At 71.9% G+C, this 23,700-nt stretch carries 22 protein-coding genes and 2 pseudogenes; 21 read left to right on the top strand and 3 right to left on the bottom strand.

Annotation, left to right across the window (positions count from 1 at the left end; translation table 11 throughout):
• Positions 1-17 precede the first annotated feature (17 nt).
• On the top strand, positions 18-578 hold the full coding sequence (locus tag ACTWP8_RS26130; protein ID WP_443324559.1) for a PH domain-containing protein: 561 nt from the start codon (positions 18-20) through the stop codon (positions 576-578).
• Positions 575-1,969: a PH domain-containing protein gene (locus ACTWP8_RS26125; RefSeq protein ID WP_443324558.1), complete on the top strand. Its 1,395-nt coding sequence runs from the start codon at positions 575-577 to the stop codon at positions 1,967-1,969. Before ACTWP8_RS26130 ends, ACTWP8_RS26125 begins: the two co-directional genes overlap by 4 nt.
• Before the next feature lie 115 nt (positions 1,970-2,084).
• On the opposite strand, the gene ACTWP8_RS26120 is transcribed toward ACTWP8_RS26125, so the two are convergent.
• Positions 2,085-3,287, bottom strand: a complete 1,203-nt coding sequence (locus ACTWP8_RS26120; RefSeq protein ID WP_443324557.1) for an SAM-dependent methyltransferase — start codon at positions 3,285-3,287, stop codon at positions 2,085-2,087.
• A 175-nt stretch (positions 3,288-3,462) separates the two neighbouring features.
• On the opposite strand from ACTWP8_RS26120, the gene ACTWP8_RS26115 reads away from it, so the two are divergent.
• From ACTWP8_RS26115 to ACTWP8_RS26105, 3 genes are all read left to right on the top strand, one after another.
• Entirely contained in the window at positions 3,463-4,662 is a 1,200-nt protein-coding gene (locus tag ACTWP8_RS26115) for a sensor histidine kinase (RefSeq protein WP_443324556.1), read from the top strand.
• A 123-nt stretch (positions 4,663-4,785) separates the two neighbouring features.
• Complete coding sequence (locus ACTWP8_RS26110) at positions 4,786-5,487, top strand: DUF4232 domain-containing protein (protein WP_443324555.1); 702 nt, start codon at positions 4,786-4,788, stop codon at positions 5,485-5,487.
• Positions 5,488-5,560: 73 nt separating this feature from the next.
• Positions 5,561-6,283: a response regulator gene (locus ACTWP8_RS26105; protein WP_443324554.1), complete on the top strand. Its 723-nt coding sequence runs from the start codon at positions 5,561-5,563 to the stop codon at positions 6,281-6,283.
• A gap of 138 nt (positions 6,284-6,421) precedes the next feature.
• Here ACTWP8_RS26105 and ACTWP8_RS26100 read toward each other — a convergent pair.
• Positions 6,422-6,919, bottom strand: a pseudogene (locus ACTWP8_RS26100) (threonine aldolase); the annotation flags it as partial.
• A 226-nt stretch (positions 6,920-7,145) separates the two neighbouring features.
• Here ACTWP8_RS26100 and ACTWP8_RS26095 point away from each other — a divergent pair.
• From ACTWP8_RS26095 to ACTWP8_RS26040, 12 genes and pseudogenes are all read left to right on the top strand, one after another.
• Entirely contained in the window at positions 7,146-8,069 is a 924-nt protein-coding gene (locus ACTWP8_RS26095; RefSeq protein ID WP_443324553.1) for a Rossmann-like and DUF2520 domain-containing protein, read from the top strand.
• Positions 8,066-9,049 carry a pantoate--beta-alanine ligase gene (panC, locus tag ACTWP8_RS26090; RefSeq protein ID WP_443324552.1) on the top strand — a complete coding sequence of 328 codons (984 nt, stop codon included), beginning with the start codon at positions 8,066-8,068 and terminating at the stop codon, positions 9,047-9,049. Before ACTWP8_RS26095 ends, panC begins: the two co-directional genes overlap by 4 nt.
• Positions 9,046-9,300, top strand: coding sequence for a hypothetical protein (locus tag ACTWP8_RS26085; RefSeq protein WP_443324551.1), 255 nt, complete (start codon positions 9,046-9,048; stop codon positions 9,298-9,300). The genes panC and ACTWP8_RS26085 overlap by 4 nt, the downstream gene beginning before the upstream one ends.
• Positions 9,297-11,078, top strand: a pseudogene (locus ACTWP8_RS26080) (L-aspartate oxidase); the annotation flags it as partial. The gene ACTWP8_RS26085 and the pseudogene ACTWP8_RS26080, both read left to right, overlap by 4 nt.
• Before the next feature lie 163 nt (positions 11,079-11,241).
• Entirely contained in the window at positions 11,242-12,318 is a 1,077-nt protein-coding gene (nadC, locus tag ACTWP8_RS26075; RefSeq protein ID WP_443324550.1) for a carboxylating nicotinate-nucleotide diphosphorylase, read from the top strand.
• Complete coding sequence (locus ACTWP8_RS26070; RefSeq protein WP_443324549.1) at positions 12,318-13,115, top strand: type III pantothenate kinase; 798 nt, start codon at positions 12,318-12,320, stop codon at positions 13,113-13,115. The genes nadC and ACTWP8_RS26070 overlap by 1 nt, the downstream gene beginning before the upstream one ends.
• A 72-nt stretch (positions 13,116-13,187) precedes the next feature.
• A complete protein-coding gene (locus ACTWP8_RS26065) occupies positions 13,188-14,786 on the top strand; it encodes a hypothetical protein (protein ID WP_443324548.1) in 1,599 nt (532 codons plus the stop codon).
• 130 nt (positions 14,787-14,916) lie between these two features.
• Positions 14,917-15,756 (top strand): hypothetical protein, encoded by an 840-nt coding sequence (locus tag ACTWP8_RS26060; protein ID WP_443324547.1) that lies wholly within the window; start codon positions 14,917-14,919, stop codon positions 15,754-15,756.
• 17 nt (positions 15,757-15,773) lie between these two features.
• Positions 15,774-15,983, top strand: a complete 210-nt coding sequence (locus ACTWP8_RS26055) for a hypothetical protein (RefSeq protein ID WP_443315729.1) — start codon at positions 15,774-15,776, stop codon at positions 15,981-15,983.
• Positions 15,984-16,166: 183 nt separating this feature from the next.
• Positions 16,167-16,562 (top strand): BlaI/MecI/CopY family transcriptional regulator, encoded by a 396-nt coding sequence (locus ACTWP8_RS26050; protein WP_443315769.1) that lies wholly within the window; start codon positions 16,167-16,169, stop codon positions 16,560-16,562.
• A gap of 9 nt (positions 16,563-16,571) precedes the next feature.
• The gene (locus ACTWP8_RS26045; protein ID WP_443324546.1) at positions 16,572-17,090 is read left to right on the top strand and encodes an amino-acid N-acetyltransferase; all 519 of its coding nucleotides are present in this window, start codon (positions 16,572-16,574) and stop codon (positions 17,088-17,090) included.
• Positions 17,091-17,330: 240 nt separating this feature from the next.
• Positions 17,331-17,666 (top strand): histone-like nucleoid-structuring protein Lsr2, encoded by a 336-nt coding sequence (locus ACTWP8_RS26040; RefSeq protein ID WP_443315731.1) that lies wholly within the window; start codon positions 17,331-17,333, stop codon positions 17,664-17,666.
• On the opposite strand, the gene ACTWP8_RS26035 is transcribed toward ACTWP8_RS26040, so the two are convergent.
• Entirely contained in the window at positions 17,597-18,217 is a 621-nt protein-coding gene (locus ACTWP8_RS26035; RefSeq protein ID WP_443324545.1) for an SCO3374 family protein, read from the bottom strand. The two genes, ACTWP8_RS26040 and ACTWP8_RS26035, sit on opposite strands and share 70 nt — an antisense overlap.
• A gap of 432 nt (positions 18,218-18,649) precedes the next feature.
• Here ACTWP8_RS26035 and ACTWP8_RS26030 point away from each other — a divergent pair, with 432 nt between their 5' ends.
• The 4 genes from ACTWP8_RS26030 (at position 18,650) to ACTWP8_RS26015 (ending at position 23,687) form a co-directional block, all read left to right on the top strand.
• Positions 18,650-21,178 carry an ATP-dependent Clp protease ATP-binding subunit gene (locus ACTWP8_RS26030; RefSeq protein ID WP_443324544.1) on the top strand — a complete coding sequence of 843 codons (2,529 nt, stop codon included), beginning with the start codon at positions 18,650-18,652 and terminating at the stop codon, positions 21,176-21,178.
• 568 nt (positions 21,179-21,746) lie between these two features.
• The gene (locus ACTWP8_RS26025) at positions 21,747-22,502 is read left to right on the top strand and encodes a M23 family metallopeptidase (protein WP_443324543.1); all 756 of its coding nucleotides are present in this window, start codon (positions 21,747-21,749) and stop codon (positions 22,500-22,502) included.
• 184 nt (positions 22,503-22,686) lie between these two features.
• Positions 22,687-23,145, top strand: coding sequence for a helix-turn-helix transcriptional regulator (locus ACTWP8_RS26020; RefSeq protein ID WP_443324630.1), 459 nt, complete (start codon positions 22,687-22,689; stop codon positions 23,143-23,145).
• Positions 23,146-23,243: 98 nt separating this feature from the next.
• On the top strand, positions 23,244-23,687 hold the full coding sequence (locus ACTWP8_RS26015; protein ID WP_443324542.1) for a VOC family protein: 444 nt from the start codon (positions 23,244-23,246) through the stop codon (positions 23,685-23,687).
• Positions 23,688-23,700 lie beyond the last annotated feature (13 nt).

The raw sequence follows: 23,700 nt of genomic DNA, 5'->3' as shown, positions 1-23,700 counted from the left end.
CCGCTTACGCTGGTGGCATGGACACGGGGATGGGACAGGACGCCGGGGCGGGACGACAAGAGGCCGCTGAATCGGGGCCGGATGCCGCTGAACCGGACCCGGGAGCGGACGCCGCTACCGTCTGGACGGGGCTGCCGGGGGGACTGCTGCGAATGCGGCGGCTGCTGCTCGTGAGTACGCTGCCACCGCTCGCCGCGGCAGCGGCGGCCGTGCTGTGGCCGCTCGCCGGTCCCGGCCGGGCCGCGGCGGCCGCGCTCCCGCTGCTCGCGCTCACCGGCTGGGGCTGGTGGATGACCGGCCGCAACTGGCGCTCCTGGCGGTACGCCGAGCGCGCCGACGACCTGCTGCTCAGCCGCGGAGTGCTGTGGCAGGAGCTGACGGTGGTGCCGTACGGGCGGATGCAGCTCGTCGAGGTGACCTCGGGGCCGCTCGAGCGGCGCTTCGGCCTCGCGAGCGTCCAGCTGCACACGGCGGCCGCCGCGAGCGACGCCCGTATCCCCGGCCTGCTGCCGGAGGAGGCGGCGCGGCTGCGCGAACGGCTCACCGAGCTCGGCCAGGCGCGATCGGCGGGGCTGTGACGGGGCCGGAGCCGGCGGCCATACCGTCGGACGTACCTTCGGCCGTTCCGGGGAGCGCACCGGGTGGCGTATCGGGGGAGCCGCCGGACGCGGGGGTGGAGCGGCGGCTGCATCCGGTGACCCCGCTGCGCCGCGCCTGGGCACCGATCGCCGTGGCCGTCGGCGTCATCGTCCACGACCTCGGCCAGGCGCAGAAGTGGATCGCCGAACTGACCGTCGGCCTCGCGCTGCTGGGCCTCGCCGTGCTGATACCCGTCGCGGGCGCGTACGGCTTCCTGTCCTGGTGGTTCACGCACTTCTCGGTCACTGGCACCGAGCTGCGGATCCGTACGGGGCTGGTCTTCCGGCGCACCGCGCACATCCGCCTCGACCGGCTCCAGGCCGTGGACGTCACCCAGCCGCTGCTCGCCCGCTTCCTCGGCGTCGCCAAGCTCAAGCTCGACGTCATCGGCACGGAGGACAAGGACGAGCTGGCCTTCCTGAGCGAGAAGGAGGCGCGGACGCTGCGCGCGGAGCTGCTGGCGCGGGCGGCGGGCATCGCGCCCGAGGCGGTACGGGAGGCGGGCGAGGCGCCCGTACGGCGGCTGGTGCGCGTCGAGCCGCGGGTCCTTGCGGTGTCGCTGCTGCTGATGGCGAGCACCTGGACGGCGCTGGCCGCGGCGGTCGTGGGACCGCCGGTGGTGTGGCTGGTGAGCGGCAGTCCGTGGGCCGCGATCGCGACCGCGCTGCCCTTCCTGGGCGGGGTGTGGGCGAGCAGCGGGGGCCGGTTCGTCGCCGAGTACGACTGGACGGTCGGCGAATCCCCGGACGGGCTGCGGCTCGATCACGGGCTGCTCGACCGCGAGCACGAGACCGTGCCGCCGGGGCGGGTGCAGACCGTACGGATCGTGGAGCCGCTGCTGTGGCGGCGGCGCGGGTGGGTCCGGGTGGAGCTGGACGTGGCGGGCTCCAAGAACGACGTCCTGCTGCCGGTCGCCGAGCGGGCCGTCGCGGAACGGGTCATCGGCCGCGTCCTGCCCGGCGTCGACCTGTGCGCCGTGACGGAGGCGCTGGAGCCGCCGCCGCGGCGGGCGCGGTGGCGGGTGCCGGTGTGGTGGCGCGGGTACGGGTTCGCGGCGGACGGGCTGGTGTTCGCGGCCCGGCATGGGCTGCTGGGGCGCTCGCTGTCCCTGGTCCCGCACGCGAAGGTGCAGAGCGTGCGGCGGACGCAGGGGCCGTGGGAGCGGCGGCTCGGGCTGGCGGGGGTCCACGTGGACACGGGCGCGAACAAGACGGTCACGGCGCGGCTGCGCGACGCGGCGGATGCGGCGCGCATCACCGCGTCCCAGGCGGACCACTCACGCACGGGCCGCCGCAACTCCATCCCGGACCGCTGGCTCACCTCGGACTGACGAACCCGACGGCGGGCCTCGGGCGGGAGTCTTCCCACCCACCACCGACCCGTGGACGGCACGGGGTCCGGACGGAGTCCGGGGCACGGCTGCTGTTCCGGGCGAGCGGGCCGGGTCAGCCCGGTCGGCCGGTGGCCGCGCGGGCGAGGCCCGTCGCGGTCAGGAACTCCGGTGCCAGGCCCATCGGCTGAATGAGCCAGGTGAAGGCTCCCAGGCCCGCCGGGTCGGTGAGCTCGGCGGCCTCGCCCGCCGAGCTCAGCGCGCGCACGTACGCGGCGGGGTCACTCGACGCGAGCGCGAGGGGCGGCCGGCCGCCGGCGACGCCCAGCGCGCGCAGCGCGTGGCGCTGGGGCAGCAGGACCGGGTCACGGGCTCCGCCGGGGACGGCTTCCGCACCTGCCGACGCACAGGCGTCCAGCGCCACGTGGGCCGTGATGTCGCACGAGCCGTCCGGCACCGGCTGGACCTCGCGGCCGTCGCGGAAGCCCGTCAGCGATCCGAAGGGCGGGCGGGCGGTCCGGGTGTGCCCGTAGTCGACGGCGACCGCGAGACCGCGGGCCAGACACCGCACGGCCCGCGCCCACGCCGCGTCCCGCGGCCTCCCAACCTCCGCCCGCAGCCCCGCCACCGGGCTCGGCGCGGCGTCGCGTGCCTCGCCGCTCTGCGCGTCCGCCTCTACGGCGTACGCCGCGTCCCGCGGCCCGTTGATCCCAGCCCCGAGCCCCGGATCGCCCGACGACCCCGGCTCGCCTGCCAGCGGATCCACCGGCGGCTCCGGCGGCCACCATCGCCGCAGCCAGGCCGCGTCCGCGCCCGTCACCTGAGCGCCCAGCCGCTCCGAGCCGTCCGGGGCGACCAGGACCGTTCGCGGGGTGCCCGACGCGTCCCACTCCGCGACGTCCACCGGTACGTCGTCGAGCCACTCGTTGGCGAAGAGGAGCCCCGTGACGGATTCCGGTTCCGGGAGTTCGCGGAGCCACTCGATGCGCTCGTCGAGGTCTTCCGGCCGCTCCGCCCGTTCCACCGCGCGGAGCCGCAGCCGCGCGCCCAGCTCGCGCGGCACCGCGCCCAGCACCCCCGCAAGCAGCTCCCCGCGCCCGGCCCCCACGTCCACCACCGCCAGCGCGTCCGGCCGCCCCAGCGCCTCGTCCACCCGCGCCAGCAGCTCGGCGACGGCACCCGCGAAGAGCGGTGATGCGTGCACGGACGTGCGGAAGTGGCCCGCGGGGTGCTCCCGTACGAAGAAGCCGTCCGGCCCGTACAGCGCCTCCTCGGTCGCCTCGCGCCATCCCCGCCACAGCGCCCTATCGCTCACCACGCCCCCACCGTAAGCGCGAGCGGGCGCGGCGGCCTCGACCACCTCCCACCCGCTCCCACCCGCCCCCGCCCGCTTCCCATCCGCCACCCATCCACCTTGGGGAGTACGTGCCCGGCACAGGGATCGGCCCTCCGGTTGACCCCGGCACGTACGCGGTCTGCATACGCTGGGTTACGTGCAGCGCCTCTATGACTTCCTCCGCAGGCACCCGACAGGGGTCGACAGCTTCTGGGCTGTCATCCTGCTCGGGTTCAGCGGCCTGTGGCTCGTCGAGGACACGCTCCTCGGCAGTGCGGAGCGGCCTGCGGCGGTCTTCGTGGCGCTCGCGCTGTGCACCGTGATCGCGCTGCGCCGCCGCGCGCCGGAGAAGATGCTGGTGCTGGCTGCCGCCATGGGCGTCGTGCAGCTCGTCACGGACGTTCAGGTCAACCCGGCCGACTTCGCGATGCTGGTGATCATCTACACCAACGCCGCCAACGGCGCCCGCTGGGCCTCCCGGTTCGCCCTGGTCGGCGGCCTGGCCGCGCCCACCATCGCCAACACCCGGTGGTCGAGCGACTACTCGAGCGGCTTCGAGAACGTCGTCGCCACCGTCTTCATGACCGTCCCCTTCGCCCTCGCCTGGGTCCTCGGCGACTCGCTCCGCACCCGCCGCGCGTACTACGCGCAGCTCGAGGAGCGGGCCGCCCGCCTGGAGAAGGAGCGCGAGGCGCAGGCCAAGGTGGCCGTGGCCGCCGAGCGGGCGCGGATCGCGCGCGAGCTGCACGATGTCGTCGCGCACAACGTGTCCGTGATGGTGGTGCAGGCGGACGGCGCCGCGTACGTCCTGGACACCGCGCCCGATCAGGCCAGGCAGGCGCTGGAGACGATCTCCGGCACAGGGCGTCAGGCGCTCGCCGAGATGCGCCGGCTGCTCGGCGTGCTGCGCACCGGGGAGCCGGGCGAGTCCGGCGACTACGTGCCGCAGCCCGACGTCGGCCAGCTCGACGACCTCATCGAGCAGGTGCGCGGCGCCGGCCTGCCCGTGGACTTCCGGGTCGAGGGCAGACCGCGCCCGCTGCCCAGCGGCGTGGAGCTGACCGCGTACCGCATCGTGCAGGAGGCGCTCACCAACACCCGCAAGCACGGCGGCCCGGACGTCGGCGCAACCGTCCGCCTCATGTACGGCGACGCCGAGCTTGACCTGCTCGTCGAGGACGACGGGCGCGGCGCGCAGCACGAGCTGTACGAGGACGGCGGGGCGGACGGCCTCGGGCAGGGGCTGATCGGAATGCGGGAGCGGGTCGGGATGGTCGGCGGCCGCCTCGACGCCGGGCCGCGGCCGGGGGGCGGCTTCCGGATCAGCGCGGTGCTGCCCCTGAAGGCGGCCGGCTGAGGGCCAGCGCTTCGTTAGCGGTGCGTTAAGGGAACGGCAGCCGCTGTCGGCAAGCTCAGTGGCACACCGAGCGAAAGCCTCGCCGGGGTCACCTCTCCACTGAAGACGAAAAAGGTTTTCCACATGCGTGCCATCCGCTCCCGAGTCCGTACGTTCGCCGGTGCCGGTCTGCTGGTGAGCGCCGCCCTGCTGGCCACCGCCTGTCAGCCGTTCGGCGCCGAGAGTGCGGGGTCCGGTGACTCGTCGTCCCCGTCATCCGCCCCGGTCGTGTCCGGCAAGGACACCGAGTCCGGCTCGTCCGCCACGGACAAGAGCCGGAGCCCCGCCAACGCCTCCACCACGAAGGGCAAGGGAACCGAGGACGGCGCCGGCTCCGGCTACGACACCGGCAACGGCGAGAGGGAGCAGGTCGGGCAGACCTGCGGTGCCAACGACATTTCCTGGAGCACCAGGGAGGAGTCGCAGGCCGGCGGCTACATCCTGATCATCGCGAAGGCCAAGCCGGGCATCACCTGCGAACTGCCCGCCGGGCTTCCCACGGTGGCCTTCGGATCCGACGGCACCCAGGCGGGCAACGCTGAGCAGGCCGTAGGCGAGCAGATCACGCTGAGCGAGGGAACCACCGCCTATGCCGGGGTGAACCCGAAGACCACCAAGGGAAACGGTGGCAAGGAACTGGACAGCATCATCGTGGCCGTCGGCAACGACGACCCGAACCCGGTCTCCCTGCCGGTCGGCACCATGACCGTCGACGCGCCGATCGTCACCAACTGGCACACCTCCGCAGCGGATGCGGTTCCCTTCGACGGCGGAACGGACGAGTAGCACGCCGGCCTGCTACCAGCCCCGCCCGGACCGTGGGACCCGGGCGGGGCTTTCCGCTGCGTACGCTGGCTGCATGACTGAGCCTGAGCCCAACGCAGAGCAGCAGCAGGTGAGATGTGTACGAGTCATGCTCGTCGACGACCAGGTGCTGCTCCGCACCGGGTTCCGCATGGTGCTGCAGGCGCAGCCCGACATGGAGGTCGTCGCCGAGGCGGGGGACGGCGTGGAGGCCCTGGATGCGGTGCGCGCGACGGAAGTCGACGTGGTCCTCATGGATGTCCGGATGCCGCGGATGGACGGGGTTGAGGCGACCCGCCGCATCTGTGAGGGAGACGGGGCTCCCCGGGTGCTGATACTGACGACCTTCGACCTCGACGAGTACGCTTTCTCGGCGCTGAAGGCGGGCGCGAGCGGCTTCATGCTCAAGGATGTGCCGCCTGGCGAGCTGCTGGCGGCGATCCGGGCGGTGCACAGCGGCGACGCGGTCGTCGCGCCGAGCACCACCCGGCGGCTGCTCGACCGCTTCGCGCCGATGCTGCCGAGCAGCGCCGCCGACTCCTCGCACGCCGAGCTGAAGCGGCTGACGGACCGCGAGCGCGAGGTACTGCTGCTGGTCGCGCAGGGCCTGTCGAACGGCGAGATCGCGGCGAGGCTCTTCCTCTCCGAGGCCACGGTCAAGACGCATGTGGGCCGCATCCTCACCAAGCTGGACCTGCGGGACCGGGTCCAGGCGGTGGTGCTGGCGTACGAGACGGGGCTCGTGCGGGCGGGGAGCGGCGGGGGCGGAGCGCAGTAGCGTTCCGCAACGCGGACCCGGCTCAGCCGCGGGGATCCGACTCCGCTACGCGCGCGTGGCAGCCGGATCGAGCTCCTCCTCCTACGGGTCCGGCCCGTCCGACCGGCCCAGCCCTTCCGACCGGCCGAGCCCGTCCAGTCAGCCCTGCCCGTCCAGCCCGTTCAGCCCGTCCAGTCGGCCCAGCCGGTCGAGGAAGTCCCCCACCGCCGCGGCCACTTCCGCTTCCGTCCACTCCAGCCCCGGCGCCGCCACCGTCACCTCGGTCATCGCGAGGCCCGGCGCGCCCGCGTCCCGCCAGGCCCGGAACAGCGTCGTCCGGGTCTCCTCAGCCTGCCGCACCCCCGCCTCGGTGAGCAGCTCCGCCGGATACGGCAGCCACACCTGGAACTGGTGGGTGTGCGGCACCTCCGGGTGGATCCGGTGCCAGGGGCGACCGGCCGCCGCCAGTGCCTCCCGCAGCGCCTTCGCGACGACCTTCGCGTGCGCCACGTACTCCGGCAGGCGCGGCAGTTCCCGGTCGAGGCCGGCCAGGGCCGCGAGTGCGGCGGGCTACTGCTGGAAGACCTGCCCGCCGTACCGGTGCCGCCAGGCCTTCGACTCGTCGATCAGGGTCCGCGGCCCCCGGCGTCCGTCTCCGTCATGACGCCGATGATGTCCTACGCCCCCGGCAGGCGGTCGCGGGGTTTTCGCGCGGGGGCTGATTGCCGGGGACGCGGGGCGGCGGGGCCGACTCAGTGCGGTTGTCCACAGCGTCTGTTCGTCCACAGCCCGTGGACGGCCCGTATACCCCCCGAAACACTCGCGTAGCATGGCGGGGATACGTCCGGTACCCCTGGCGGACTGGAACGGAAGGCCGTCCCGCGTGAACGCACCACATCACCCAGAGCCCAAGGACCGCCCCGCGGACCGCCCGGCCCGGCTCACCGTCGGCGTCGTCGGCGCCGGCCGCGTCGGCCCGGCCCTCGCGGCGGCGCTGCAGCTCGCCGGGCACCGCCCGGTCGCCGTCTCCGGCATCTCCGACGCCTCCGTGCGGCGGGCCGCGGACCTGCTCCCCGACGTGCCGGTCGTGCAGCCCGCCGAAGTGCTGAAGGACGCCGAGCTGGTCCTGCTCACCGTGCCCGACGACGCCCTCCCCGGCCTGGTGGAGGGCCTCGCCGAGACCGGCGCCGTACGCCCAGGTCAGCTGCTGGTGCACACCTCGGGCCGGTACGGAACCGGCGTCCTCGAACCGGCCACGCGCGCGGGGGGCCTGCCGCTCGCCCTGCACCCCGTCATGACCTTCACCGGCACGGCCGTCGACGTGCAGCGCCTCGCGGGCTGCTCGTTCGGTGTCACCGCGCCCGAGGAGCTGCGGCTGGCGGCGGAGGCGCTGGTCATCGAGATGGGCGGGGAGCCGGAGTGGATCGAGGAGTCGGCCCGCCCGCTTTACCACGCGGCGCTCGCGCTCGGCGCCAACCACCTCGTCACGCTGGTCGCGCAGTCCATGGAGCTGCTGCGCTCCGCCGGGGTCGAGTCCCCGGACCGGATGCTCGGCCCGCTGCTGGGCGCCGCGCTGGACAACGCCTTGCGCTCCGGCGACGCGGCGCTCACCGGGCCGGTCGCCCGAGGCGACGCGGGCACGGTCGCGGCCCACGTCGCCGAGCTGCGCGCACACGCGCCGCAGGCCGTCGCCGGTTACCTGGCCATGGCCCGCGCGACGGCGGACCGCGCGCTCGCACACGGGATGCTGAGGCCGGAGCTTGCGGAGGACCTGCTGGGTGTCCTCGCGGACGGAGGGAACGCATGACGGTCCAGGTGGTGCACACCGCGGACGGGCTGCGGGCGCTCACGCGCGCGGGGGAGCGCGCCGTGGTGATGACGATGGGCGCCCTGCACGAGGGGCACGCGGCGCTGATCCGTACGGCCCGCGACCGGGTGGGCCCTGACGGCCAGGTCGTGGTCACCGTCTTCGTCAACCCGCTGCAGTTCGGTGCGGGCGAGGATCTCGACCGCTACCCGCGCACCCTGGACGCGGACCTTGTGATCGCGGAGAAGGCGGGGGCGGACGCCGTCTTCGCCCCGTCGGTCGACGAGGTATACCCGGGCGGCGAGCCGGAGGTCCGGATCAGCGCGGGACCGATGGGTGAGCGGCTCGAAGGGGCGTACCGCCCGGGCCACTTCGACGGCGTGCTCACGGTCGTGGCCAAGCTGCTCCACCTCACGGCCCCCGACGTGGCCTTCTACGGCCAGAAGGACGCCCAGCAGCTCGCACTGATCACGCGCATGGCGCGGGACCTCAACTTCCCCGCCGAGATCGTCGGCGTCCCGACCGTCCGCGAGGACGACGGCCTGGCGCTGTCCAGCCGCAACCGCTACCTCTCGGCGGACGAGCGCCGAACCGCCCTCGCGCTCTCCCGCGCGCTCTTCGCGGGCCGTGAAGCGGGCCGCCGCGTGGCCGGGTCCGCTGCAGTGGAGAGAAGCGGGGGCGCGCCGAGCGGACCCGACGCGCCTGCGGCGGAGGGGCAGGGGGCGGCTGCCTCCGAGGCCGCGGCGCCCGCCGAGGCCGCCGGCCCCGAGGCCGTACGGGCCGCCGCGCGGCAGGTCCTCGACGCCGCCGCCGGGCTCGAACCACCGCTCAGCCTCGATTACTTGGCGCTCGTGGACCCCGCCGACTTCACCGACGTCCCCCCCGACTTCCGCGGCGAAGCCGTCCTCGCCGTCGCCGCCAGGGTCGGCACGACGCGCCTGATCGACAACATCCGCCTGGAGTTCGGAGCCCCGCGATGACCCCGGTGAGGCAGCACGTCCTCCAGCACGGAGCCCTGGCGGTGGCCGCCGGGGCGAGCGCCCTGCTGTTCGCCGTGAGCGGCGCGTACTCCTGGGCCTGGGCGCCGCTCGCCCTCGGCCTCGCGCTCGTTCTCGCGCGCGTGCCGCTCGCCCGCGGATCCGGGACCCGCCCCGTGGCGATACGGGCCGCCCGAACCCCGTATCCGCATCACGCATCCGTGACCCGTCCCGGCCACAGGAGCCCGCGATGACCGACGCCGCTCCCATAACAGACGGCGCCCGCCGAACCGCCCCCACGCCGGAGTCGAACACCCTGCGCGCCCCCGCCCCCGGCTGGGCCGTCGAGGCGGACGTGGTCGTCGTCGGGTCCGGTGTCGCCGGGCTGACCGCCGCGCTGCGCTGCGCCGCCGCAGGCCGGAAGACCGTCGTCGTCACCAAGGCGCAGCTCGACGACGGGTCAACCCGCTGGGCGCAGGGCGGTATAGCCGCCGCGCTCGGCGAGGGTGACACTCCCGAGCAGCACCTCGACGACACGCTCGTCGCCGGCGCCGGGCTGTGCGACGAGCAGGCCGTGCGCACGCTCGTCACCGAGGGCCCGGACGCCGTACGCCGGCTCATCGCCACCGGCGCCCAATTCGACACCTCCACCGCGACCGGCGAGATCGAGCTGACCCGCGAGGGCGGCCACCACCGGCGCCGGATCGCGCACGCGGGCGGCGACGCGACCGGCGCGGAGATCTCCCGCGCGCTCGTCGCGGCCGTACGCGGCCAGGGCATCGAGACCGTCGAGAACGCCCTGGTCCTCGACCTGCTCACCGACGCCGAAGGCCGCACCGCGGGCGTCACCCTGCACGTCATGGGGGAGGGGCAGCGCGACGGCGTCGGCGCCGTGCACGCCCCCGCCGTCGTCCTCGCCACCGGCGGCATGGGCCAGGTCTTCTCCGCGACGACCAACCCCGCCGTCTCCACCGGCGACGGCGTCGCGCTCGCGCTCCGCGCAGGCGCCGAGGTGAGCGACCTCGAGTTCGTCCAGTTCCACCCCACGGTCCTCTACCTGGGCCGGGACGCGGAGGGCCAGCAGCCGCTCGTCTCCGAGGCCGTACGCGGCGAGGGCGCGTACCTCGTGGACGCCGACGGGGTCCGCTTCATGCAGGGGCAGCATGAGCTGGCCGAGCTCGCACCGCGCGACATCGTCGCCAAGGGGATCATGCGGCGCATGCAGGAGCAGGACGCCGAGCACATGTACCTCGACGCCCGCCACTTCGGCGCGGAGATGTGGAGTTCCCGCTTCCCCACGATCCTCGCGGCCTGCCGCGCGCACGGCATCGACCCGGTGACCGAGCCGATCCCGGTGGCGCCCGCCGCGCACTACGCGTCCGGTGGCGTACGGACCGACCTGTCGGGCCGTACGACCGTCCCGGGCCTGTACGCGTGCGGCGAGGTCGCCTGCACCGGCGTCCACGGCGCGAACCGGCTCGCCTCCAACTCCCTCCTCGAGGGGCTGGTCTTCGCCGAGCGCATCGCCGCCGACATCGTCGCCGGCGCGGGAGCGGACAGGGCCGCACCGCCCACGCCTGGGCCGGCGCCCGCCACGAGCCGGGAAGACGCCGCCGGCCCGCGGCCGGGCGGCTCAGGGGCGGCGACACCCCTGCTGGCCCCCGAGTCCCGCTTCGTCATCCAGCGCACCATGACCAAGGGTGCCGGCGTGCTGCGCAGCGCGGAGAGCCTCGCGGCCGCGGCGCTCGCGCTGGAGGCTCTGCACACCGAGGCCGTCGCCGCCCTGGCCCGGGACGGGAAGACCGCCGAGCCGTGCGTCGAGACGTGGGAGGCCACGAACCTCCTCCTGGTCTCGCGCGTGCTGGTCGCGATGGCGCGCGAGCGCGAGGAGACCCGCGGCTGCCACTGGCGTGAGGACCGCCCCTCGCGGGACGACGAGCACTGGCGGCGGCACCTTGTGGCGCGGCTCCGGCCCGGGGCCGAGCTGGTGATCAGCGTCACGGACACGGCAGACTTCCCGCCGGTGAGCCCGGTGAGCCCGGTGAGCCCGGTGAGCCCGGTGAGCCCGGTGAGCCCGGCGAACAGCGCCGCGCCCGGCCGCAGTTCCGGAGCCGCAGGCGCGCACGCCGCCGCCGGCCCCGCCGCGCCCTTCCAGGAAGACGCCGACCGAAAAACCCATCCCGAAGGGGACTCACGTGAACACGCCTGACCGTCCACAGCCTGTGGACCTTCCGCTGCTCCAGATCGGAGGCCCCGCCGCGGGGAGCGGCCTCCCCGGCGAGGGGGCCGGCGCCGAAGCAGGAGGGTGCGGCGACGCGTGCGGCTGCGGAGGCGGCGACGACGAGGCGTACGAGCTCGACCCGATGGAGTGCGGTCTCGACCCGGACCTCGCCGAGCTGCTCGCGGCCGCGGGCCTCGACCCGGTCCAGGTCGAGGACATCGCCCACATGGCCATCGAGGAGGACCTCGACCACGGCGTGGACGTGACGACCGTCGCGACCATCCCCGAAAGCGCCGTCGCCACCGGCGACTTCACCGCCCGCGAGTCCGGCGTCGTCGCGGGCCTGCGCATCGCCGAGGCCATCCTCTCCGTCGTCTGCACCGACGACTTCGAGGTCGAGCGGCACGTCGAGGACGGCGACCGCGTCGGGCCGGGCCAGAAGCTGCTGTCCGTCCGCACCCGCACCCGCGACCTCCTCACCGCCGAGCGCAGCGCCCTGAACCTCATGTGCCGTCTGTCCGGCATCGCCACCGCCACGCGCGCGTGGACCGACGCCCTGGAGGGCACGGGCGCCGCGGTCCGCGACACCCGCAAGACGACACCGGGGCTGCGCTCCCTGGAGAAGTACGCGGTGCGCTGCGGCGGCGGGGTCAACCACCGCATGTCGCTGTCCGACGCCGCGCTCATCAAGGACAACCACGTCGTCGCCGCGGGCGGTGTCGCGGCCGCCTTCAAGGCCGTACGGACCGAGTTCCCGGACGTGCCGATCGAGGTCGAGGTGGACCGGCTCGACCAGATCGAGCCGGTGCTCGCCGAGGGCGCGGACCTGATCCTGCTGGACAACTTCACGCCCGGGCAGACCCGCGAGGCCGTCGTCCTCGTCGCGGGCCGGGCCCGGCTGGAGTCCTCCGGCCGCCTCAGCCTGGACAACGCCCGTACGTACGCGGAGACGGGCGTCGACTACCTGGCCGTCGGCGCGCTCACCCACTCCTCCCCGATCCTCGACATCGGCCTCGACCTCCGCGAGAGCCCCGGGGAGGAGCAGAGCTGATGCTGCTCACCATCGACGTCGGCAACACCCACACCGTCCTCGGCCTGTTCGACGGCGGGGACATCGTCGAGCACTGGCGGATCTCCACCGACGCCCGCCGCACGGCCGACGAACTCGCCGTGCTGCTCCAGGGCCTGATGGGCATGCACCCGCTGCTCGGAGAGGAGCTCGGGGACGGCATCGACGGCATCTCCATCTGCTCCACCGTCCCCTCCGTCCTGCACGAGCTGCGCGAGGTCACCCGCCGCTACTACGGCGACGTGCCCGCCGTCCTGGTCGAACCGGGCGTCAAGACGGGCGTCCCGATCCTCATGGACAACCCGAAGGAGGTCGGCGCCGACCGGATCATCAACGCCCTGGCGGCCGTCGAGCTCTACGGCGGCCCGTGCATCGTCGTCGACTTCGGTACGGCCACGACCTTCGACGCCGTGTCGGCGCGCGGCGAGTACGTGGGCGGCGTGATCGCCCCCGGTATCGAGATCTCCGTGGACGCGCTGGGTGTGCGCGGCGCGCAGCTGCGCAAGATCGAACTGGCCCGCCCGCGCAGCGTGATCGGCAAGAACACCGTCGAGGCGATGCAGTCCGGCATCCTCTACGGCTTCGCGGGCCAGGTCGACGGGGTCGTCGAGCGCATGGCGCGCGAGCTCGCCGACGACCCGGACGACGTCACCGTCATCGCGACCGGCGGCCTGGCCCCGATGGTGCTCGGCGAGTCCTCGGTCATCGACGAGCACGAGCCGTGGCTGACCCTGATCGGCCTCCGCCTGGTCTACGACCGCAACGTCTCGCGGAGTTAACTCCCGCACAACCTTCCGTCCACCCCACGAGTCCTGGCACTGAAAGGACTTAGGGCTCCTATGGGGATGGGCGTGGGACGTATGAGGCGCAAAGGGACTCTGGCGAGGGCCGCGGCGGCCGCGGCCGTCCTCGCGGCGGCGACCGGCCTCGGAGCCGGGCAGGCCCAGGCGGCCGATCCCACGCTGCTGATCCAAGTCCCCGCACGCTACTACGCCTACGCGGCGGACGAGGGCCCCGAAGACGGCGACCTGTTCCTCCTGCACCTGAACCTCGAAGCACCGGAAGGCGAGGACCCGGTCGCCGAGGACGTGAAGCTGACCATCGACGCGTCCTCGCTCAAGGACAAGGCCGTCCTGAAGGCGACGAACGGCAGCTGCGCGGACCCCGAGAAGGACCTGGTCTTCACCTGCGAGTACGCCTCGATCGACGGCAGGACGAGCGTGCAGCCCTTCTCCATCAAGGGCGCGGACGGCGTGAAGCCGGGATACGCGGGCATGATCGCCTACACCGCCACAGCCTCCAACGCCCCTGCCGCCGAAGCGAAGACGAAGGTCTTCATCGACGGCCCCAAGCTCGCCGAGCGCAGGCACCAGCCGCTGAAGGACGTGGCCCCGGGCTCCACCGTCGAGCTCACCCCGGGCGTCGCCAACCACGGTCAGCTGCCGGCCGACCAGGGCGCCGGCCTCAAGCTCTACGGGGCCGACGGCATCAAGGTCGCCCGCGAGCACAGCAACTGCCACTACAAGAGCGGGTCCGACACCTCCGCGTACTGCACCTTCGACACCCCGCTCGAGCCGGGAGCGGCGTACGAGGTCAGCGCGCCCTTCCGGTTCACGGTCTCGGACGAGCTGATGTACGGGAACATCGGCTACGACACCTGGGCCCTCGGCAGCGGCGACCCGTGGGAGTACGACGAGCCGGAGGACTACGACCAGCAGGGCAGCGGCGCACCCCTCACCCTGAACCTCGTCGACGACATCGGCTTCGAGGACTTCGGCGGCCACACCGAACTCGTCACGACCCAGCGCGCCGACTTCCGGGCCGTCACCGGCACGATCGAGGGCAGGGTCGGCGACACCGTCCCCATCACCCTGGGCGCGCAGAACGCGGGCCCCGGCTCGATGGACCTGACCGGCTACAGCGGCCACGGCAGCGGCACGTACGAGGTCACGCCGCCAGAGGGCACCACGATCACCTCGATCCCCTTCCCGGGCGAGGAGGACGACTGGGCCTGCTCGCCGGCGAAGGCGGGCGCCAGGTCGTACGTGTGCGGTATAGACGAGCGCTTCGCCCGCGGCGAGAAGGACACCCTCGTCTTCAACGTCCGCATCGACAAGAAGGTCGAGGGCGCGGCGGGGAAGATCACGGTCCTCGACCGCGACGACTACCCGGCGCGGGACCCGGAGCCGGAGAACGACACGGCCGCGATCCCGCTCAAGATCACCGGCGGGAGCGGCGCGGGCAGCGGCAGCGGGGGCGGGCCCGGCGACGCCGCTTCTCCCGCCGCGACCGACGGTTCGTCGCCCACAGGCTCCTCCGGCACGCCAGGTGGTTCCATGGCGAGCACGGGGGCAGGCGGTATCGCCCTGATCGCGGCCGCTTCGGCAACGGTCCTGGCCGCAGGCACCGCGGCGGTCGTCTTCGCCTCCCGCCGCCGCGACCGCGGATAACCAGCCCCGGGCCACGGCCCGTAGCGCCCGACCGCGGACGCGGGCCGGTGGGGTGTCGGCCCCGGTGGGCCGACACCCCCGGCAGGTCCGGCTCAGCAAAAATTGTCCGCTTAGCACTTAAAGTCGGTTCATGCCCACGCCATACGGTTCCCGCGGCGCCATGGCGTTCAGCGCCGATGAGCTGCGCGTCCTGCGCCGCGCCCTCGCCATCGCCCTGCGGCCATCTCCCGCACCTCCCGCAGCACACCGGGAGGAGGAAGTCCAGGAGCTGTGCCGTCTCACCGAAGCCGTGGAGGAGGCGGTCCGCGAAGGCGGCAGGCTGCGCGCCTTCCTCCTCGCCGACCTCGCCCGGTACCGAGCCGCTCTCCCCGGCGCCGCCCACGGCTATCTGGAGCGCCTCGTGGACGCGCTCTCCGCCGGTTACACCCCCGGCGCCGACGACCTCGCCGCGCTCCGCTCGCTCTGCGCGGCCCCCGCCGCCAAGGCCAAGCCCGAGGCCGAGCGCCGGCGTGTGCTGCTTCGCCGCTGCGAAGCGCTGGCCGAGCAGGCCCTGCGCAACCGCCTCGCGTGCCGCACCCAGCCCCCGGCCCCTACCGCAGCGCCCCGGGCGTCCACGGCCCCCGCCGCATCCACGGAGGCCACCGCGCCCCCGGCCGGCCGACTGGTCGCCCTGCCCGGCGGCCGCGCCGCCGACGAGCCCGCCAAACCCGCGCCCAAGCCCGCCCCCAAGCCGAAGGCCAAGCCCGGGCCCGAGTCCAAGCCCGAACCGAAGCCCGAGCAGAAGCCCGCGGCCAAGCCCGAGCAGAAGCCCGCGGCCAAGCCCGAGCCGGAGCCGGACCGCAGCCCGCCGTCCCCATCCGAGCAGCCGGGCCGTCACGTGCCCACCCCGGCCGAGGTCTTCCCGCCGCGCCGGCGCCGTACCCCGCCCCCGGGGGAGCCATCCCGCCCCGAGCAATTGGTCGCGGTCTGACTGGCTACCCTTGACGCATGGATTACGTCTCCGCGCTGCTGCCCCCCGTGGTGATGGCCGTCGCCTTCATCGCTTTGGTCAGGACCATCGTGAAGAGCCAGGGCGGCGCCAATAAGGCCAAGGAGGACGCCGCGGTCGACGCGGCGCTGTCCCGCGCCGAGGCCGTCGGCAGGCAGGCACAGGACCGGTCCCCGCAGCCGCCGACGACCGGCGAATCACGGGCCTGACCAGCCGAATATCAGCAGCGCGTACGACAGCCCGTACGGCAGAAAGACCACAGGGCCTAGTACGGCAGGAAGACCGCAGGGCGTACGACCGGGAACACGTGTCCCGGCCGTACGCCCTTTTTCGTTGCGGGAAATGATCCGATGCGGACCGGCATTCAGGACATCTCCCACTATTATTCCAATGTGGTTCGACGATTGGGTGACCTCGAGGACGCCGTGATGACGCGCGTCTGGGAGTGGAACCGGCCGGTCACCGTTCGAGAAGTCCTGGAAGACCTTCAGCAGGAACGCTCCATCGCGTACACCACGGTCATGACCGTAATGGACAACCTGCATCAGAAGGGCTGGGTGCGCAGGGAAGCCGAAGGCCGCGCCTATCGATATGAGGCGGTCTCCACCCGCGCCGCGTACTCCGCCGCACTCATGCACGAGGCATGGCAGACCAGTGACAACCTCGCGGCCGCGCTCGTCGCCTTCTTCGGCATGATGTCCCAGGAACAGCGGGAAGCCCTCCGGGACGCCATGCGCGTCGTACAACTCGGCGATCCCGATGAGAGCCCGGGAGAGGCGGGGCGATAGCGTCCGCCCATGTCCCCAGTATCAAAAGAGGTCACTGTACGCCGGGCCCGGACGAGCGATGTGCCAGTCGTGCGCCGTCTCATCGACGCGTACGTGCGCGACGGCATCCTGCTCGACAAAGCGACGGTGACCCTTTACGAGGACATCCAGGAGTTCTGGGTCGCGGAGCGCGACGAGGACGGACAGGTCGTCGGGTGCGGGGCACTCCACGTGATGTGGGAAGACCTCGCCGAGGTCCGCACGCTGGCCGTTGACCCGCGGTTGAAGGGCACCGGGGTGGGGCACCAGATCCTCACGAAGTTGTTGCAGACGGCACGCTGGCTCGGCGTGCGGCGCATTTTCTGTCTCACCTTCGAACTCGACTTCTTCGCCAAGCACGGCTTCGTGGAGATCGGGGAGACGCCGGTCGACGGCGATGTCTACAGCGAGCTGCTGCGTTCCTATGACGAGGGTGTGGCCGAGTTCCTGGGCCTCGAACGGGTGAAGCCGAACACCCTCGGCAACAGCCGGATGCTTCTGCACCTGTGATCCCCCGATGCTTCTGCAACCGGATCTGCAACCGGATCTGCAACCGGATCTGCAACGAGTGAAGCACGCCCCCGCGCAGATGCCTATGCCGCTGCTATGAGGGCCTATGGCGATCCCTATGTCCGAATCGCGCATGTTTACCGTACTGACGGGCTGCTGAACCTCACCCAGGGGTTTGTGTTTTTCCGAGAAAGGCGGTTTCCTTTCCGTCGTACTGCTTTTTCGATGAAAGGGAATCCGGTGGCACAGAAGGTTCAGGTCCTTCTTGTCGACGACCTCGACGGTGGCGAGGCCGACGAGACCGTGACGTTCGCGCTGGACGGCAAGACCTACGAGATCGACCTCACCGCCGCCAACGCGGACAAGCTGCGTGGTCTGCTCGAGCCCTACACGAAGGGCGGCCGCCGCACCGGTGGCCGTTCCGGGGCCGGCCGCAAGGCCCGTGCCGCGGCGTCCGGCGGCACCCAGGACACCGCGAAGATCCGCGCCTGGGCGAAGGAGAACGGTTACAGCGTCAACGACCGCGGCCGCGTCCCCGCGGAGATCCGCGAGGCGTACGAGAAGGCGAACGCCTGAGCGCGCGAGGCGCTCAGTAGCCGGGCCCGGTGGCACTCCGTAGCCGCCGCGCCCACGAGCCGCACGAGATCGGGGGCGCATTCGCTGTCGCCCCCGTGACCCCCCGGGGCACCCCCGAGGGCTGCCGCGGGCAGCGTCGGCTCGACCTCGCACCCCGGCTCGGGAGGCCGCAGCCACACCGGCTGCGGCCCGGAGCCCGCGGCCGCCCGCGAGCCCGCAGGCCGGGGCGCGGGCATCCGGTCGCCCGGTCCGAGTGCGACCAGATCGAGGGCGACTCCGCTCCACTCCAGCCAGTCGAGCAGCTCCGGCAGCTGCTCCGCGCTGCCCGCAGCCACCAGGAACCTCATTCTGAGGCCGTCCAGCGCCACAGGGCCGGTTCGCGGCACGCGCCGCAGCACTGCCGACCCGGCCTCGGCCGGCAGCTCCAGGACGTCGAAGCGCAGCCCGGTGAGCAATTCCACGGTCGGCCCGTCCGGCCGCCCGCACGCCGTGGCCCAGCCCAGCTCGCGCTCGTACCACTGCCGTACGCCGCGGGTGTCGTCGGTTGCCATGTCCGAAGCAACTGCCAATCCCCCTGGGAGTTACGCACAGTTGGCGAGCGGGTACGCACTGTGGTAAGGGCGGGGGCGCGCGGGAGGGTTCCCAGGGCGCAAGGTTGTTCGCCCATAGCGGATGGCAGCGGCTCGCGCCGCATGGAGTGTCCGTGCGAGCGGGTAAGAAATTCCTAGTGGGAGGGGCGACGCGCGCGCGTTGGCCGGGATGGCGTTCGCCATCGGCGTAGTGGTATCGAGGGTATACGCCTGGCCTGCGGGAACATCGTCTCGCACCATCGGGTTGGAGCTGTTGTCGGCTGTTCGGGGCAGGAGGCCAAGGACGGGTGTCGGCAGTTGGAATGAGCTGTCCCCCATAGCGGGACTAGCATGCGGAAGGACAGGGAGGGGATCGTCCCCGATCTTTCTGACCGCTCTGAGGAGCGATTAACGATGTTCGAGAGGTTCACCGACCGTGCGCGGCGGGTTGTCGTCCTGGCTCAGGAAGAAGCCCGGATGCTCAACCACAACTACATCGGCACCGAGCACATCCTCCTGGGCCTGATCCACGAGGGTGAGGGTGTCGCCGCTAAGGCCCTGGAGAGCCTCGGGATTTCGCTCGAGGCGGTCCGCCAGCAGGTGGAGGAGATCATCGGCCAGGGCCAGCAGGCCCCTTCCGGCCACATCCCCTTCACCCCCCGTGCCAAGAAGGTCCTGGAGCTGTCGCTCCGCGAGGCCCTTCAGCTCGGCCACAACTACATCGGTACGGAGCACATCCTGCTCGGCCTGATCCGCGAGGGCGAGGGCGTCGCCGCCCAGGTCCTCGTGAAGCTGGGCGCCGATCTGAACCGGGTGCGGCAGCAGGTCATCCAGCTGCTCTCCGGCTACCAGGGCAAGGAGGCCGCCACCGCAGGCGGCCCGGCCGAGGGCACGCCCTCGACCTCCCTCGTCCTGGACCAGTTCGGCCGCAACCTCACGCAGGCCGCCCGCGAATCCAAGCTCGACCCGGTCATCGGGCGCGAGAAGGAGATCGAGCGGGTCATGCAGGTGCTGTCGCGCCGTACGAAGAACAACCCGGTGCTCATCGGCGAGCCCGGCGTCGGCAAGACCGCGGTCGTCGAGGGCCTGGCCCAGGCGATCGTCAAGGGCGAGGTGCCCGAGACCCTCAAGGACAAGCACCTCTACACCCTCGACCTGGGTGCCCTGGTCGCCGGCTCCCGCTACCGCGGTGACTTCGAGGAGCGCCTGAAGAAGGTGCTCAAGGAGATCCGCACCCGCGGCGACATCATCCTGTTCATCGACGAGCTCCACACCCTGGTGGGTGCGGGTGCCGCCGAGGGCGCGATCGACGCCGCCAGCATCCTCAAGCCCATGCTGGCGCGCGGTGAGCTGCAGACCATCGGTGCGACGACGCTCGACGAGTACCGCAAGCACCTGGAGAAGGACGCGGCCCTGGAGCGCCGCTTCCAGCCCATCCAGGTGGCGGAGCCGTCGCTGCCGCACACCATCGAGATCCTCAAGGGCCTCCGGGACCGCTACGAGGCGCACCACCGCGTCTCGATCACGGACTCTGCTCTCGTGGCGGCCGCCACCCTGGCCGACCGCTACATCTCCGACCGCTTCCTGCCGGACAAGGCGATCGACCTGATCGACGAGGCCGGCTCCCGGATGCGTATCCGCCGGATGACCGCTCCGCCGGACCTGCGCGAGTTCGACGAGAAGATCGCGGGCGTGCGCCGGGACAAGGAGTCGGCCATCGACTCCCAGGACTTCGAGAAGGCGGCCTCTCTCCGCGACAAGGAGAAGCAGCTGCTGGCGGCGAAGACCAAGCGGGAGAAGGAGTGGAAGGCCGGCGACATGGACGTCGTCGCCGAGGTCGACGAGGAGCTGATCGCCGAGGTCCTGGCCACGGCCACCGGCATCCCGGTCTTCAAGCTCACCGAGGAGGAGTCCTCGAGGCTGCTGCGCATGGAGGACGAGCTCCACAAGCGCGTCATCGGCCAGAAGGACGCCATCAAGGCCCTGTCGCAGGCGATCCGCCGTACGCGTGCGGGCCTGAAGGACCCGAAGCGCCCGGGTGGCTCGTTCATCTTCGCCGGCCCGTCCGGCGTCGGTAAGACCGAGCTGTCCAAGACGCTGGCGGAGTTCCTCTTCGGCGACGAGGACGCGCTGATCCAGCTCGACATGTCCGAGTTCAGCGAGAAGCACACCGTCTCGCGGCTCTTCGGCTCCCCGCCCGGATACGTCGGCTACGAGGAAGGCGGCCAGCTCACCGAGAAGGTGCGCCGCAAGCCGTTCTCCGTGGTCCTCTTCGACGAGGTCGAGAAGGCCCACCCGGATATCTTCAACTCGCTGCTGCAGATCCTGGAGGACGGTCGCCTGACCGACTCCCAGGGCCGGGTCGTGGACTTCAAGAACACGGTCATCATCATGACCACCAACCTCGGCACCCGGGACATCTCCAAGGGCTTCAACCTCGGCTTCGCCGCCGGGGGCGACGTCCGGACCGGCTACGAGCGGATGAAGGCCAAGGTCAACGAAGAGCTGAAGCAGCACTTCCGGCCCGAGTTCCTGAACCGTGTCGACGACACCGTGGTCTTCCACCAGCTGTCGCAGGACGACATCATCCAGATCGTCGACCTGATGCTGGCCAAGGTGGACGAGCGGCTGAAGGACCGCGACATGGGCATCGAGCTCAGCGGCGAGGCCAAGAAGCTGCTCGCGAAGAAGGGTTACGACCCGATCCTGGGCGCCCGGCCGCTGCGCCGGACGATCCAGCGGGAGATCGAGGACATGCTCTCGGAGAAGATCCTCTTCGGTGAGCTGCGCCCCGGTCACATCGTGGTCGTCGACACCGAGGGCGAGGGCGAGGAGAAGACCTTCTCCTTCCGCGGCGAGGAGAAGTCGGCGCTGCCCGACGTCCCCCCGATCGAGTCCGCGGCGGGCGGCGGTTCGGGTCCGAACCTGACCAAGGACGTCTGATCGGCCTCGTCGTCGACGGATCGCTCCTCTGAACCCGGCCTGGCCCGGAACCGTAATGCGGTTCCGGGCCAGGCTTTTCGCTGTCTGCGGTTGGCTGCCGCGCGGCTCAGGGATGCCGGCGCGGGCGAATGCGGCCGCGGCTGCCGTCTGATCCAAGTCCCGAAAGGGACATCCGAAGGACACCGCAAAATCCCTTTTGATCTTATGCGTCAGTGACTTGCCGCACGTGGCCCACTTCACTTACTAGGTGCAATAGGGGATAGCTGTCCCGGAATGCCCGATATGCACCTCATAGCTCCGAGGTGGCCGCCTATGCCCCCCGCCGTTCACCCTTTCCCAGGGATCAGGCCCCTCAGCTTGTGGGAACAAGGTGATGCCTTTCCGGAGTGAACGTTTTCGAGGGTTTTCCACCCGTTGTGGGGGCTCGGTCAGGGCTGGCGAATAGCCCGACTTCCTACGGTATCAGCTAGTAGAAAGGCCGCTTGGCCCCTCGGAAATCGCGGGTTACCAAGGATGAGCGATCCCGGACGCACCCCGGGATCCATTCACTTCTTGGAGGAAAGCCCGTATGACGAAGCACGCCCAGAAGACCAGCACCCCGAGCAAGAACGTCCTTCGCCGCCGCGCCGGAGTCCTGGCCGTGGGTATGGGAGCTTCGGTCGTGCTGGGGACCGGGGTTGCGCTCGCCGCGGCGGGTGGCTCGGCTCCTCAGGGCGGCGAGGTGTTCGCCCTGAACACCGCCACTTCCCTCTCCCACGTCGTGAAGGCCCAGGCCGAGGGTCAGAAGAAGGCCGCCGACACCAAGGCCGCCGTCGCGAAGAAGGCCGCAGCCGCGAAGGCCGCCGCGGCGAAGCGCGCCGCCGACAAGGCCGCCGCCGACCGCAAGAAGCGCGCCGCGCTCAAGCCGGTCGTCACCCCGGCCTCCTGGGTGAAGCCGGTCGACAAGTACGTCAAGGGCTCGACGTTCGGCCTCGGCGGCAACATGTGGTCCAACAAGCACTCCGGCCAGGACCTGGTCGTGCCGACGGGCACCTCCGTCAAGGCCGTCCACACCGGCACCGTGGTCGACGCCGGCTGGGGCGGGGCGTACGGCAACAACGTCGTGATCAAGCACGCCGACCGTACGTACACCCAGTACGCGCACCTCTCGAAGCTCAATGTTCACGTCGGCCAGGCCGTGACGACCGGCCAGGAGATAGGCAAGTCCGGCAGCACCGGCAACTCGACCGGTCCCCACCTGCACTTCGAGACCCGTACCGCCCCGGTCTACGGCCACGCGATCGAGCCCATGAAGTTCATGCGGGACAAGGGCGTCGCGCTCTGACGCGAATGGCGCCCGGCGCTCACGGGTGATGCGCTGACGTGAGGCCCCTCCGGTGTGTGCACCGGAGGGGCCTCGTGTCAGTGGGGGGTGCCAGCATCGCTACGTGACCACGCCTTCAGGCAGTACGCCTCCGGGCACGGCGCACCTCGCCCATCTGCGGCAGCTGCGCCGTGCCAAGGACGCCATGGACCGCGACTGGGCCGAGCCGCTCGACCTGGACGCGGTCGCCGCGCACGCGGGGTACTCGCGCTATCACTTCGTCCGCGCCTTCAAGGCGGTGTACGGGCAGACGCCGGGGCAGTACCTCAGCCGTCGCCGGACAGAGCGCGCCGAGGAGCTGCTGCGCACCGCCGACCTGTCGGTCACGGAGATCTGCACGCTGGTCGGCTTCACCAGCCTCGGCACGTTCTCGGCGAGCTTCAAGAAGCAGACCGGGCTGACCCCGAGCGAGTACCGCGCCAAGCATGTGGGGCGCGGGGCGGCGCTCATACCGGGGTGCTACGCACTGCTGTGGTCGGGCGGCTTCAAAGGGCTCGAGGACCCCGGGGCCGGCAGGGGCTCAGGGAGCGGCGGAGGCCCGACGGGCGGCGGGGGCCCCGGAAAGCGTGGCGGGCAGGACCGCAATTCTGGAGAAGCGCCCTGAGGCCCGTACTGCCTACGTTGGCGGGACGCACGGCGGGAAAGCCCCGCAGCACGGCGGGACAGCCCCGACGGACACCTCGACAGCACGTGGAGCGCGCCATGATCAAGGGAATCGCCATCACCACGGTCTGGGTCCTCGACCAGGACCGGGCCAAGGAGTTCTACACCGAGAAGCTGGGCTTCGAGGTCCGCACCGACATGACCATGGGCGAGGGCGGTATGCGCTGGCTCACGGTCGGCGCCAAGGACCAGCCGGACGTCGAGATCACGCTGATGGTGCCGGGACCGCCCGGACTCGACCCGGAGTCCGCCGAGGCCATGAAGACGTTGATCTCCAAGGGCGTTCTGGGCGCGGGCGTGCTCGCGACCGACGACATCCACGCCGACTACGAGGCGCTGAAGGCGCGCGGCGTGGAGTTCCTTCAGGGACCGCAGGAGCGCCCGTACGGCACGGAGGCGATCTTCCGTGACGACTCGGGCAACTGGTTCTCGTTCACCCAGCGCCGCGAGCAGCTCGACCTCGACCAGGACTGGGCCTGTTAGGACCCGGTCGGGA

Source organism: Streptomyces sp. 7N604 (genome assembly GCF_052245475.1).
Classification (GTDB): Bacteria; Actinomycetota; Actinomycetes; order Streptomycetales; family Streptomycetaceae; genus Streptomyces.
This window is presented reverse-complemented; position numbering and strand designations above follow the sequence as displayed.

Coding starts and splice junctions, on each gene's coding strand:
- ACTWP8_RS26015 (WP_443324542.1), top strand. CDS start 23,244: ATGATCAAGGGAATCGCCATCACCACGGTCTGGGTCCTCGACCAGGAC.
- ACTWP8_RS26060 (WP_443324547.1), top strand. CDS start 14,917: ATGCCCACGCCATACGGTTCCCGCGGCGCCATGGCGTTCAGCGCCGAT.
- ACTWP8_RS26055 (WP_443315729.1), top strand. CDS start 15,774: ATGGATTACGTCTCCGCGCTGCTGCCCCCCGTGGTGATGGCCGTCGCC.
- ACTWP8_RS26020 (WP_443324630.1), top strand. CDS start 22,687: ATGGACCGCGACTGGGCCGAGCCGCTCGACCTGGACGCGGTCGCCGCG.
- panC (WP_443324552.1), top strand. CDS start 8,066: ATGACGGTCCAGGTGGTGCACACCGCGGACGGGCTGCGGGCGCTCACG.
- ACTWP8_RS26085 (WP_443324551.1), top strand. CDS start 9,046: ATGACCCCGGTGAGGCAGCACGTCCTCCAGCACGGAGCCCTGGCGGTG.
- ACTWP8_RS26130 (WP_443324559.1), top strand. CDS start 18: ATGGACACGGGGATGGGACAGGACGCCGGGGCGGGACGACAAGAGGCC.
- ACTWP8_RS26070 (WP_443324549.1), top strand. CDS start 12,318: ATGCTGCTCACCATCGACGTCGGCAACACCCACACCGTCCTCGGCCTG.
- ACTWP8_RS26025 (WP_443324543.1), top strand. CDS start 21,747: ATGACGAAGCACGCCCAGAAGACCAGCACCCCGAGCAAGAACGTCCTT.
- ACTWP8_RS26035 (WP_443324545.1), bottom strand. CDS start 18,217: ATGGCAACCGACGACACCCGCGGCGTACGGCAGTGGTACGAGCGCGAG.
- ACTWP8_RS26110 (WP_443324555.1), top strand. CDS start 4,786: ATGCGTGCCATCCGCTCCCGAGTCCGTACGTTCGCCGGTGCCGGTCTG.
- ACTWP8_RS26030 (WP_443324544.1), top strand. CDS start 18,650: ATGTTCGAGAGGTTCACCGACCGTGCGCGGCGGGTTGTCGTCCTGGCT.
- ACTWP8_RS26045 (WP_443324546.1), top strand. CDS start 16,572: ATGTCCCCAGTATCAAAAGAGGTCACTGTACGCCGGGCCCGGACGAGC.
- ACTWP8_RS26105 (WP_443324554.1), top strand. CDS start 5,561: ATGACTGAGCCTGAGCCCAACGCAGAGCAGCAGCAGGTGAGATGTGTA.